Source organism: Lentimicrobium sp. L6, assembly GCF_013166655.1.
In the GTDB taxonomy this organism is placed as follows: Bacteria; Bacteroidota; Bacteroidia; order Bacteroidales; family UBA12170; genus UBA12170.
Map to the genome: position 1 here is coordinate 1 of NZ_JABKCA010000033.1, position 13,171 is coordinate 13,171.

The window sequence follows — 13,171 nt, forward strand, 5'->3', positions numbered from 1 at the left end:
AATATTATCACTATTGATGCCATGGGAACTCAAACTGATATCGCCGATAAAATTATAGAAAGTGAAGCAGATTATATTTTAGCTGTTAAAGGAAATCAAGAACAATTATTAGAGCATATAAAAGATGAGTTTCGTTTCGCAAAACAAATTGAAAAAAATGAAAATATTGATATAGGACATGGTAGAATCGAAACAAGAAAATGCAGTGTAATAACAGATTTTCAATTTATAGAGAACGATGATAACAAATGGAATAAATTAACTCAGATAGTTAAATTAGAATCAATTAGAGAGTTTAAGAATAGCGATAAACAAACTAAAAAAGCATCCCGATATTACATTACCAGCAGGAATGATTCGGCTGAGAAGTATCAGGATTATATCCGTTCACATTGGGGAGTTGAGAATAAATTGCATTGGACTTTAGATGTGGCGTTCTCTGAAGATTCCTCGACAAAAAGAAATAATAATACTGCTCAAAATAATTCTATACTTCTTAAAATCGCTTTGAACTTACTGAAAAAAGAGAAATCAGAAAAGCAGGGAATAGCAGATAAAAGACTTAAGGCTGGTTGGAATGAAGAATATTTACTTAGGGTTCTAAATACTAAAGTATGAGTTTGCCCTGTCTTGGTCCCAAGATTAGTCTAATTTTATGGATTATTACTTCCAAGGCTATAAAAGAATGATAGAATCAAAGTGTACAGTTATGATTTTTAACCAATACTGTCCAAAACAAGTTTTATATTCAAAAAGATTCTTCACTCATTGCATTTAGTTCAGAAAGACAACTCACTATTAGGTGATGGGAAGGAAGAAGTGTTTTGCTTTTTGCAATATCAAAAGCAAGCCACTTCTCCTTTACCTTGCCAAAACGCCAGTCATTTCCATGCGTAGCGAGAAATCTTTACTTATTATTAGGACGCAATTGATTCTTAACCTAAAAACCAAGGTGAAAAGTCCATGACTATTTATCAAAACTAAGCATTGTTAATATTTTAACACAAAATTGCCTTAATTGGGCTTTTCACTTATTTACCAACCGCTCAAATAGCTCTAATTTTGCGCATCTTTTTTTTGAAATACAAACTCAAAGAACAGAAATATTATTCTAAATTTTAATATTCAAATCAATGAAACAAGCATGATTAAAATAATAATTAATCACATCTATTTGGCTATCCAGCAAAACGGCACCGATAAACGTTATTATTATCATGCGGTTCCATCTGACCAATGAAAATAAAATATAAACAGATGAAAATAACCAGAAAAGCACAAGCGGGTTCTTTCGAGTCCAGCGATATCCTTATCCTTGCAGCTCCTGTAGAGGAAGGCGAAGGTAGAGATATCCAAATTGAGTCGGGCGTATTTATGCAATACGGCGAAACCATAGAAAAACTGATTCACCAAGTTTTAGATCAGTTTGAAGTAAACGATGTTCAATTACAAATTCATGATAAAGGTGCCATTGAACCAGTTATACTTGCAAGAATGGAAACCGTGATGCAAAGAGCCCTCAATCAGCAAAAAGGTACCATGTATTAAAACTCCCACAATTTTTACCATGAAAAGAAAAAGAAGAACCATGTTATATATTCCGGGCAACAATCCAGCCATGTTGCTTCACGGAAGTGTTTACGGTGCCGATAGTTTGCTTCTCGATTTAGAAGACGCAGTGGCCCTTAACCAAAAAGATGCCGCTAGAAATTTGATTCAACAAATGCTCAAAAATGTGGATTATGGCAATACCGAGGTTTGCGTAAGAGTGAACCATCTAGATACTCCATTTGGAATGGAAGACCTAAAAGCCATTGTTCCATTGCAGCCAGATGCCATTCGTTATCCTAAAACCGAAACGGTGGAAGAGCTTCAAAGACTCATCACTTTGGTGGAGCAAATTGAAGATGAGCATGGATTACCCCATGACCAAATGACCATTCATATCATGATTGAAACAGCTTTGGGTGTTCAGAATGTATTCGATATTGCAAAATATTCTAAACGTGTAGATGCCATCACCATTGGTGGACAAGATTTAACTGCCGATATGAATATTAAAAGCTCTAAGAATAGCTCTGGTATTGACTTAGCTAGAAAAATGATTGTAATGGCCGCTAAAGCCAATAGAATAGATGCCATAGATACCGTCTGGGCTGATATTGACGATGAGGAAGGCTTGAAACAAGAAACTGAATTCATACGTCAGATTGGATTCTCAGGAAAAGCAGTCATTAATCCTCGACAAATAGACCCAATCCATGAAATATACACCCCTTCCGACGAAGAAATCCGTAAGGCTTATAGGGTAGTGAAAGAGTTCAACAAGAACGATGCAAAAGGTATTGGCGTTTTTGCCATAGATGGAAAAATGGTGGATGCACCCGTAGTCACAAGAGCCAGATACGTTCTGGAATTGGCAGGTGTAGATCATGCGAACATTTAATTTATTAGCGATGAATAAGAATAGTATAGGAAGAGAAATTCCAAAAAAGATAGAAGGCATTGGAGAACTAGAACCATATAGCGGTGCCTGGACCAAATTAAAAAAAGGTTGGATGGATGAGTTAACAAGCCCTCCACCAAATAAAGCCAAAATGCCTCATGCCGTTAAGCTTTGCGAAACGCTGGAAGAGGCCATTAAGAAATCAAATCCTAAAGATGGAATGACGGTTTCTTTCCATCACCATATGCGTAATGGAGAGAATATCTTGGTGAGATCTATCGATATTTTAGCCCAAATGGGAATTAAAGACATCACCTTGGCTTCTTCCTCTTTAAATGAGAGCCACAATTCCATCATCAAATATTTAGAGGATGGTACCATTACTCGCATTTGGACTTCCGGAATTAGGGGCAAATTAGGACAAGCTATTTCATCTGGTATTATGGATACACCCATCACTATCCACTCTCATGGTGGTAGAGTAAGAGCCATTCACACAGGTAAAATCTCCATTGACTTAGCCATTATTGCAGCTTCTGCAGCCGATGAAGAAGGAAATGCAACAGGTTCTATTGGCAAATCTGCTTTTGGTTCCTTGGGATATGCCCATATCGATTCACAATATGCCAAACAGGTAATGGTGGTGACTGATGACTTGGTAGACTATCCTTGCTATCCGCTTTCTATTAAGCAGATTTATGTTGATTTTGTAGTGAAAGTTGATTCTATTGGCGACTCCTCTAAAATTGCCTCCGGAACGACTCGCATCACGAAATCTCCAATGGATTTGAGAATTGCCAAATTAGGTGCCGATGTGATTGAGCATTCTGGTTTCTTCAACGAAGGCTTCTCTTTCCAAGTGGGTGCTGGTGGTGCTTCTTTGGCCGTGGCTAAGTTTATCCGTGAAAAAATGAAGCGCAAAAACCTCAAAGGTAGTTTCCTTTTGGGTGGTGTGACTTCCTATGGAGTAGATATGCTCAACGAAGGATTATTCAAGACCATTTTCGATGTGCAATCTTTTGATGCAGCAGTGAGTACCTCCCTTTATAATAACAAAAATCATATTGAAATTTCTGCTGGATACTATGCCAGCCCTTTCAACTGCGGTTGTGTAACCAATAAATTAGATATTGTGGTTTTAGGGGCTTTAGAGATTGATTTAGACTTTAATGTAAATGTGATTACGGGAGCCAATGGTGAAGTGAGAGGCGCTTCTGGAGGACATAGCGACACCGCTTCTGGAGCCCAATTAACCGTAGTGGTTTGTCCTTCGTTTAGAGGAAGAATTTCCACCATCAATAAGCGGGTACAAACCGTAGTTACTCCTGGAGAAACAGTAGATGTTTTGGTGACAGAGCGTGGAATTTGTGTGAATCCTATGAAACCAGAATTGGAAGAAAATCTCAAAAAAGCAGGACTCAATATCAAGAAAATTGAAGACCTTCAGCAAGAGGTTGAAAAGATAGTGGGAAAAGCCAAAGAGGTGAAATATTCCGATAAAATAGTTGGTTTAGTGGAATACAGAGACGGAACTATCGTTGATGTGATTCGACAAGTAATCGAAGACTAAAAACTTGCTTTTAGCTGTTTGCTGTTAGCAATTAGCCAACAGCAAACAGCAAATAGCCAATACATGAGTAAAGAACTCCATAAAATACTTCAAGCTCGGGAGGACAGAGCCCATAAGCGTAATGCCATTGCGGCCACCGCAAATGCTTCTGTGAGCCTGAGCTTGAATATTCCTTCTTATCCAAAACACAATGCGCTTTGCCGCCAAGTGTTTCCATGGATAGTGGACGAATTGAAAATCCATCTTTTGGCCCATCGGGTGGAATTGGGAACAGAAGAAATGATTATAGATGAGGCTGGATTACTCTATTTGGTGGCTATAGAGGAGTCTGATGATTTAAAATTGCTCAAAAATATCACCGAAAGCTTCGAAAGCAATCACTCTGTTTCTAGAATACTAGATGTGGATGTGTATGACGAGCAGGCCAAGCCAGTGAGTTCTGGAAAGAAAAAGCCTTGTATCATTTGCAAAGACAGTTCTGCCGTAGAATGTATGCGCGAAGGCAGGCATGACTACGAAGAATTGAGAGCAAAAATGTTTAGCATGTTGGAGGACTATAAAGACCAACACAGCGCCCTAGAAATCTCCGAGAAATTGAGTGAGTTATGTAGCCGCGCCCTTCTCTACGAAGTGAGCTTGTCGCCTAAGCCCGGCCTCGTGGACTATTATAACTCTGGTGCGCATAAAGACATGAACTATTATAGTTTTCTTAATTCTACAGCAGCATTGGCACCGCTTTGGAAGGATTTTGCTTTAGCCGCTTGGAAAGAAGATGTGGACTTATCTACTGCTTTGAGTCAGATTAGAGTTTTGGGGTTAAAGGCAGAACAAAGAATGTTTGCTGCTACCCGAAATGTAAATACCCAAAAAGGCTTAATATTTCTGCTAGGAATTGCTGTATTTAGCATTTCCTATTTGACTAAAATGGCTCAAGAACTCAGTGAGCAAAACATCAGAAATTGCATTAGAAGCATTTGTCAAGATATGGTGAATACCGAATTGACGGCCTCCTCAAAAAAACAAGTTTCTCATGGTGAAAAAACCTTCCAAAAATACGGAATAAAAGGTGCAGGAGCCAGATATGAAGCTCAAGAAGGATTTCCTGTGGTTTTTGAAACCGCACTTCCCTTCTTAGAATCACATAGGGAGAAATTGGATTTTCAGAACAAAGAAACCATGGGAGAGCTCTTATCTCAAACGCTTTTAAATATCATGGCTAATACCAATGATTCCAATGTTTTATACCGCAAAGGCTCCAAGATAGCAGAAGAATTAAAGAAATTGGCTTCAGAAGCCCTCCTCAACAAGGATAATTATAATAAATTAGCCAGCTTTTGTAGTGAAGAGCAAATTTCGCCAGGTGGAAGTGCCGACATGTTGGCTGTCACCATGTTTTTCTATGATGTGAAACAAGAAATAGTTTGAAAAATGAATTTTGAAGATACAGATTTTAGATACGAATATTTAGATATAGAAAATCCTTATGATGTAAAGTTGGTCAACAACTTTTTAAAGGATAAGGGTTACGATTATCTTTCGGAAGCTATAGACTCTACAGTGATTCTATATAATTTAAATGATGAATTGATAGGCACTGGTTCTTTTAAAAACCAGACCCTAAAGTATGTGGTTGTGGCTGATAAATTTCGCGAAACCACCGCTTTTCCATTAATCGTATCCTATCTTTCCGATAAGATTTTGGCTAACAATAAACGTTGCTTTGTTTTCACAAAACCTGAAACTGCGGTATTATTCGAAGGCCTAGGGTTTAAAGAAATCACCAGAGCGGAACCACTATTTTCAGTTTTAGAGTTTGGCTACGAATCCATCAAAACCTATCAGAAAAATCTATTAAAACGTAAAGTTGAAACCAAGACTGAGGATGTAGCCACCATTGTGGTCAACTGTAATCCTTTTACTTTAGGTCACCAATATTTAATTGAAAAAGCTGCTGCTGAAAACGAAATAGTATATCTGTTTGTGGTGGAGGAAGACCTATCTGCTTTCCCTTATGAGGCCAGAATAAAAATGATTAAAGAAGGCATTGCACACCTCGATAATGTAGTGATCATAGGAACAGGTCCTTATATTGTTTCTGGTGCCATCTTCCCTAATTATTTCTTGAAATTAGAGTCTTGGAACTTGATTTCGGAGAAGCAAGCCGAAGTAGATGTGAAGATTTTCGCCCAATATATAGTGCCTACTCTAGGTATCAAAAAACGCTATGTGGGAACAGAGCATTATTGCCGAACTACTAGAGCCTATAATGAAGCCATGAAGAAGATACTTCCAAAAGTGGGCTGTGAAGTATTCGAGGTAGATAGAAAAACCATAGGCATGGTCACCGAAGGCGAGAACAAAAACTGTATCAGCGCTTCCAAAGTCCGATTAGCCATGAAAGAAGGCCGCTATAAAGAAATCCAGGACTTTATACCAGAAGTCACCAAGAAATTTCTAGAATCCCCGGAGTCTGCTGAAATTTGGGAAAAGTTGAAGTTTGTGGATTAGGATTTTCAAGTTTCTATTCATTCTCTTTGTGTTTTTCTTATTGTTGAAGATGAAACTGTATTCTAATTCTTTACTTATCAAGATTAGCTAACCATCTATTAGCATATCCTTATGGTAGGATATATCCAGCAGGGTTTTACAAATCAGGCGTTTAATGGAATTATAGTTTAAAACATGATCTGCCATCGGAAAACATTTCCGATGAAGCAGCTTGTCCAAACCAAGAAAACCTTAAGGTTATTAATCTTCCACATCTAAAGCATAGCAAATATCAATACTTTTCTGTATTTCATGACCTGTAACAATGCTCATTTGTTCAATTTTTATGATATATATATATATATATATATATATATCTGATTTACTATCATTTACAAACTTGTATAGTTGTTTAATTTTATTTACTTTTGAATTTATTATATATACTGTAAATGTACTAGTCGCTATTTTATATGGGCAGCAACTGTTATTTACTTAATGATTATAGCGGTTTGATTAGCATTAATGCCATAATTGGCTACAGTAAGGATAGAATAATGGTTTTTATATAGAATCTATAAATAGCACAAAAAAATATGTCATGAGAAAATTTATCCTATTTACATTAATCTTTAGCGGACTTATTGCAAATGCGCAACAAGACGAGCTCATTAATCATCTCTGGTATTTGCAAAAACTCATTATCAATGATGTGGAATATGTGACTCCCATCAACGAAGAAGTAAGTGAGGTGAGTACTCAGTTTGGTGATAACTATCTAATGACCGGTGTTTGCAATGGCTTTGGTGGAGAAGTGGAGTTTGATGACACGGGAATGGGATTTACTTTATCCGATGTTTCTGTAACATTAATGGATTGCGCCATGAGTGAAAATTCTGAATTTGAATCTCAATACTTTTGGCAGTTCTTCTATGTGGGGACTGAATTAGCACAGCCTTATAGTTACTACATAGTTGATGAAAATGATTACCTCATGCTAACAATTAATAACTCACTCGGTCGCCAAGCTATTTATCATTCTCAGAACACGGTGTCAGTATCCCCAATAAATCAGAACAAATCAGAACTTAGCATTTATCCCAATCCTGCAACTAAGCATTTAAATATTCAAAACATGAGTAACATTGGCTTATGGTCAGTAAATATGACGAATCTACTAGGGCAACAAGTATTCAAAAAAACACTTAATCATCAGGAATTAAACATAGATGTTTCAAATCTAAATAAAGGCGTTTATCTTATTAGGCTTTATGATGAAAATGAGATTGTTCTTTATACAGAGAAAATAATTATAGAATAAGCTTGTATTATAAATAGAAATCTAAATGTATTTTATCCTAAAGCTGAGAGGATGGTTTTATCTCTTGTTTTGAGTGGAGAGGCTGAGCTACTGTTTTAAAATACATTAGACCGTATAATTCAACAGTAATCTATCAGAAACTAATTCTTGTTCCAAAGATTGACCTTCCATTTGAAATCTTCTCAACATTGAACGTCCAACACTAATAATAATTTCTTCTTCAAATACATTTTCCGGAATGGGTAAATCACAAATATAATTTCCTGATTTCTTACTTCCATCGATACTTAATGCAACTCGAACACCTTTGTTTTTTGCCTTCTCAATTTCCAAGAATAAATCTTCTAATTGAAAAGATTGAGCACCATAAAGAATTCCTTGGCTATGACTATATGGAGGATCACAATAAAGTAAATCGCCTTCTTTGGCAAGTTCAAATACTTCTTTGTAATCTGCATGCATAAAGTTTACATTTTTCATTCTTTCTTGCCAATCTATAACTCTTTTTGCAAAACTATCAACCGAAATTGGTGTATGAGGACCGCAAGGTGTGCTCATATAACCATCACTTTTTCTAAAACGAACAATCCCTCCATAACAAGCTCTCGTTAGAAACAAAAAGTCTTTACCATTATGCTTTTCGTTAAACGCTGCTTTTACACTTTCGTATACTTCCTTTTTATTCTCTGTATTTAGTTTGTTTCTATTCTCTGCATACCAATCAACCAATCCCTTTGGATCTGACTTTAACTGTTGCCAAATTTCAATTAATGGTAAAAATGCATCAGAACCAACACCAATATTAGGAGCTACAGTGGCCATTACAGCCCCACTCCCAATAAAAGGTTCATAGAAAGTATTGAATTCAGTTGGGAAAAATCTAACTATTTCAGATGCAAATCTTTGTTTATTCCCAACCCATTTTAATAATTGACTTTTGGGTGGAGTCTTAGTTACAAATTTGCTGTGGAGTCTAGACTGCATAAATAAGATTTTTGGCAAATGTAATGCCAAATGTGTCCTTATCCCAATATCGGATAGCAGGAATAAGCATATATTATATTTTTATGAATGGAGAAACACTAAAAAAGACATATTGTAGCTATAATGACTTTATATAGTCTCAGGGGGGATGACCAAAAAAGCCCGGACTAGCTTATAATCTAGATCTTCTTCAATATTTTATTAGCAAGTGTGAAACTGGAAAAAGAGGTTTAGGTTTCGTCGAATTAAAATCAGTCCTTGAAGCAATGGGAACAACCACAAAGAATTGGTTATAGATTTGAAAAAAGTAAATGAGGACAAAAAATAATTTACAGGTAATGTATTACTCTAGAAGTGAGCATAGAAATAAATTAACAAATAGCTATGCACTTAGGTAGTTTGAGTTAAAGTTTTATAATGAGAATAGTGGAATATTTATTTTGTTGTACTTTTGCCGACACAATAAAAAAATATGCACGATCTTCCAGTTTTAACATTACCAGCATTACTGCAGCAATCAGTTAAAAGATTTACTGATCGTCCGGCACTTGCTTTTGTTGGTAAAGATTCAATAAGCTATAGGCAATTCGATAAAAAAAGACTTGCTGTTAACTCTTTGCTTGAGAAGTTAAAAATCCAACCAGGTGATCGAGTGGCTTTACTAAGTTCCAACATGCCCAATTGGGGAATCACCTATTTCGCTATCGCTTCTATGGGTGCTGTTGTGGTGCCTATTCTACCAGATTTTAGCGAGCACGAAATAGATAATATTTTGTCCCACTCCGAATCAAAAGCCATATTTTTTTCGAATGGTTTAAAAGCTAAGATCAGCAAATTCCAGAAGGAAACACTGTTACACCGCATACTGATTGAGGATTATTCAATACTAGAGTCTGACCTGCCCAAAGTTCGCTTTAAGGAGGCTTCAATGCCCCAAAAGAAACACCATATTGCTGAGGATGATCTGGCGGTCATTATATACACATCGGGGACAACTGGAAAATCAAAAGGGGTTATGCTCACCCACAAGAATATTGTTTCCAATGCCGTTTCCAGCGGAGGGATTCAGGAAATTAATCCCTTCGACCGTTTTTTATCTGTCCTTCCTCTTTCACATACTTACGAAAATACAATTGGCTTCATCCTTCCGATTCTTAGGGGAGCCTGTGTTTATTATATAACCAGACCACCAACCCCAGCAGTATTACTTCCGGCACTCAAAGAGGTACGCCCAACGTTGATGCTGACCGTGCCTTTGATTATCGAAAAAATATATAAGAACAAGGTTCTACCTACTTTCAATAAAAACAAGCTGACAAGAGCATTATATGCTATGCCTTTCTTACGAAAGAAAATGAACCTATTGGCCGGCAAAAAACTGATGCAAACCTTTGGTGGCGAACTGAAATTTTTTGGAATTGGTGGTGCGAAACTCGATAAGACAGTAGAGACCTTTTTGCGAGAGGCTAGATTCCCATACGCAATTGGTTACGGACTCACTGAAACATCTCCCTTGCTTGCCGGTGCAAACCCAAAACATACAAAGCTGCAGTCTACAGGACCCAAACTCGAAGGAGTAAGCCTCAAAATCAATAATCCAGGGAAACTCACTGGCGAAGGTGAAATTTGGGCAAAAGGCCCTAATATAATGAAAGGCTATTATAAAGAACCAGAATTGACCAAGGAAGTTTTAAGCGAAGATGGCTGGTTTAAAACAGGTGACTTGGGTATCATTGATAAAACCAACCACCTCTATATTCGTGGACGTAGCAAAAATGTGATTATTGGACCTGGAGGTGAAAACATATTTCCTGAAGACATCGAGTCTATTATCAATAATTTCAAACATGTAGCCGAATCCCTTGTCATTCAGCAAAAAGGTAAATTGGTCGCCATGGTACATTTCAACCGCGAGGAGATTGAAGAAAAGTACAAAAATGTGAGAGAAGAAATTGAAGCTAAGTTTGAAGACTTAAGCAAAGAATTGCAAGAGTACGTAAATGCCAGGGTAAATAAATTTTCTAAAATCCAAATCGTCGAGCCACACGAAGAGGAATTTATAAAAACGGCCACCCAAAAGATCAAACGATTTTTATACCAAGGAGTACCTGCATAGGGTTAGCTATTTACCTTAGGTTCGATTCTTAAATAATGGCCACAGAAAACCAAAAAAACCATATCATACTAATTGTATGATATGGTTTTTATCTTTTTCTAAACTCCTACAGGCTATTTGTTTTCAACATCCATAGGCTCTTGAATATCCGAAACAGCTGAATCAGTATGCTTTGTCGACTTAACAAGGTTTCGGAATACAATATACAGTCTTTCTGTATTTTCCCAATCAACGCCAGTGAAATTGATAATATTTCCATTATCCCAAACCCATCTACCTTCAAATGTAGTCACATAGTTTTGAATTTGGTTGCGCTCTACGCTATACATAACTGTAGTGTTATCATAGGGTAGATGAACCGGATAATTATCAAATCCAAGTTTATAAGTAAAATTATGTGCGACTTCATAGCCGGCTTGCTCACCTATAGCAGTTACTGTATAACCATCACTACTCAAAATACCATTAATGGTGTGGGTATGATTTTCATTGGTTACTGCTGTAGCTGAAAAGCTCAGTCCGTTCCATACTATTATAGCTTCTTCCCACTCCAAATCGCCAGGATCTTTTACCGAACATACTGTTTTTCCTTCCTCAAATAAAAAGGCATCCTCTGGACCAAAACCGAGATAAACGTGGTTACATGCTTTCAGAATATCTATCAATTCATCTTCGCCTGAACTCCCTATACTAACATTTGCCTTAGCCGATCCAATACTATTGCCATTACTTTTATCCTTTACCTCAACCTTAAGTTCGTACTCCCCATCTTCACTCCAAGTAATATTTACTGCATTACTTGCTGTAACTGGTGAAGAACCATCACCAATATCCCAAATATATTCCAGCTCACTAATATTTGATACCACTTCACACTTGAAAGGATAGGCCACACCTGCTTCTCCAGGATTACTAACAGGTGTACCATCAGAAGACAGGGGAAGGAGATTAACGCTAACATCACCCCAGAGGCTAAGATTTCCATCACCTGTGTAATGAATACTTACTATTCTGCCTTCTTCATTATACGATTTTGCAACAGTTCCATCATTCATCCATCCTTCAAGGTTCATGGCTTGTGATTTGGAGGTGTCGCTCATCATTGCAAGGGAATTGATATCCCAGTTTGCACAATGATATCCCTGAACAGACCAATCGAAACCTAAATAGGCACCGTCGCCAAAATCATTAATGATATCAGGCCAGCCTCCTAAAAAACTAAAACAGAATCCCCCATAAAAAAATATGGTGTCGTTTCTAAAATCATTATGACTAGTAATAAAGTCAGGGGATACACAATATTTTGTGCCGATAGTAAAACTCATCGTTTTCACAAGAGGAATACTTCCTGTTTTTATCTCATCCCAATATTTTTTTGAAGTATTTGCATTTACCGTTTCACCAGTTAGGAAATAAATCTCGGTAATGTAACTTTCTTTTGGCCATGCTATTCCATGTCCAGACATATCGATAATACCATAGTCACCCAATTGTGTTAATCTGTCCACCGTAACTTCACTATCTTTATAATACTCAGTAATACTTATACCTACCCTACTTAGATTTGAACTGTTTATGTTGTGAACTTGATCTGTATAATAACTAAACTCAGAATAAGCAGCATCTAATTGTAACATTTTACGCCCATTAACAATAGATTTTAGCCTGCTTTCTTCCTTTATATCATCAGCTAATGGATTTAAAGCTGTTGATTTTTTGTAATCAAAGAGTTTTCCTTTTAAAAACAAACCACCCCTCATCCCATTGGCATATTGTACCGCAATCCCTTTGCTATTTATTGTTGCTTCGGTAACAGATGGAGAGTTAGCAAAAGACTGCTGTGCCAAATTAATAGCATCTAGGGAATCCATGCTTAAAAACCATGTATCCAGATTATTGGCTATTTCATCCTGTAGACTGAGCAATTCCGCGTATGCTTCCTGCTCATCACTGGACCAAGCTTCTTCTTCTTCTTCATCAGTTTTAGAGCAGGCAGTCCATAAAAAAGAGATTATAATTAAAAAGAGGCTTAATGCAAAAATGATTAACTTTTTCATAATATTTACTTCATTTAAATTCTTTAGTGTTTGATAAATATAAAAACTAGACAACAGTAATTAGTGCTAATTAACTAGGTTATAGTATTAATATTCAGAATTCTCAAATGAGTATTTATCAATTATTTGTCCGATGAAAAATGTCAATCTTAGCTGTAAAGATAGTCATTTAGTTTTATTTTGAAAGCTT

10 protein-coding genes are annotated in these 13,171 nt (G+C 36.7%); 8 read left to right on the plus strand and 2 right to left on the minus strand.

Annotation, left to right across the window (positions count from 1 at the left end):
* From HNS38_RS09685 to HNS38_RS09715, 7 genes are all read left to right on the plus strand, one after another.
* The coding region (locus tag HNS38_RS09685; RefSeq protein WP_172346362.1) for an ISAs1 family transposase at positions 1 to 618 on the plus strand (618 nt) is incomplete at its 5' end.
* Between the two features lie 639 nt (positions 619 to 1,257).
* Positions 1,258 to 1,548, plus strand: coding sequence for a citrate lyase acyl carrier protein (gene citD, locus HNS38_RS09690; RefSeq protein ID WP_172279678.1), 291 nt, complete (start codon positions 1,258 to 1,260; stop codon positions 1,546 to 1,548).
* A gap of 19 nt (positions 1,549 to 1,567) precedes the next feature.
* Positions 1,568 to 2,446, plus strand: coding sequence for a CoA ester lyase (locus HNS38_RS09695; protein ID WP_172279680.1), 879 nt, complete (start codon positions 1,568 to 1,570; stop codon positions 2,444 to 2,446).
* A gap of 10 nt (positions 2,447 to 2,456) precedes the next feature.
* Positions 2,457 to 4,016 (plus strand): citrate lyase subunit alpha, encoded by a 1,560-nt coding sequence (gene citF / locus HNS38_RS09700; RefSeq protein ID WP_172346363.1) that lies wholly within the window; start codon positions 2,457 to 2,459, stop codon positions 4,014 to 4,016.
* A gap of 63 nt (positions 4,017 to 4,079) precedes the next feature.
* On the plus strand, positions 4,080 to 5,441 hold the full coding sequence (locus HNS38_RS09705) for a triphosphoribosyl-dephospho-CoA synthase (RefSeq protein WP_172346364.1): 1,362 nt from the start codon (positions 4,080 to 4,082) through the stop codon (positions 5,439 to 5,441).
* A 3-nt stretch (positions 5,442 to 5,444) separates the two neighbouring features.
* Complete coding sequence (citC, locus tag HNS38_RS09710; protein WP_172346365.1) at positions 5,445 to 6,524, plus strand: [citrate (pro-3S)-lyase] ligase; 1,080 nt, start codon at positions 5,445 to 5,447, stop codon at positions 6,522 to 6,524.
* A 580-nt stretch (positions 6,525 to 7,104) separates the two neighbouring features.
* Positions 7,105 to 7,824, plus strand: coding sequence for a T9SS type A sorting domain-containing protein (locus tag HNS38_RS09715; RefSeq protein WP_172346366.1), 720 nt, complete (start codon positions 7,105 to 7,107; stop codon positions 7,822 to 7,824).
* Positions 7,825 to 7,929: 105 nt separating this feature from the next.
* On the opposite strand, the gene HNS38_RS09720 is transcribed toward HNS38_RS09715, so the two are convergent.
* Entirely contained in the window at positions 7,930 to 8,808 is an 879-nt protein-coding gene (locus tag HNS38_RS09720) for a Dam family site-specific DNA-(adenine-N6)-methyltransferase (RefSeq protein ID WP_172346367.1), read from the minus strand.
* Between the two features lie 472 nt (positions 8,809 to 9,280).
* Here HNS38_RS09720 and HNS38_RS09725 point away from each other — a divergent pair, with 472 nt between their 5' ends.
* Entirely contained in the window at positions 9,281 to 10,924 is a 1,644-nt protein-coding gene (locus HNS38_RS09725; RefSeq protein ID WP_172346368.1) for an AMP-binding protein, read from the plus strand.
* Between the two features lie 113 nt (positions 10,925 to 11,037).
* Here the strand turns inward: HNS38_RS09725 and HNS38_RS09730 are convergent, their stop codons facing one another.
* Positions 11,038 to 12,981, minus strand: coding sequence for a PKD domain-containing protein (locus HNS38_RS09730; protein WP_172346369.1), 1,944 nt, complete (start codon positions 12,979 to 12,981; stop codon positions 11,038 to 11,040).
* Positions 12,982 to 13,171 lie beyond the last annotated feature (190 nt).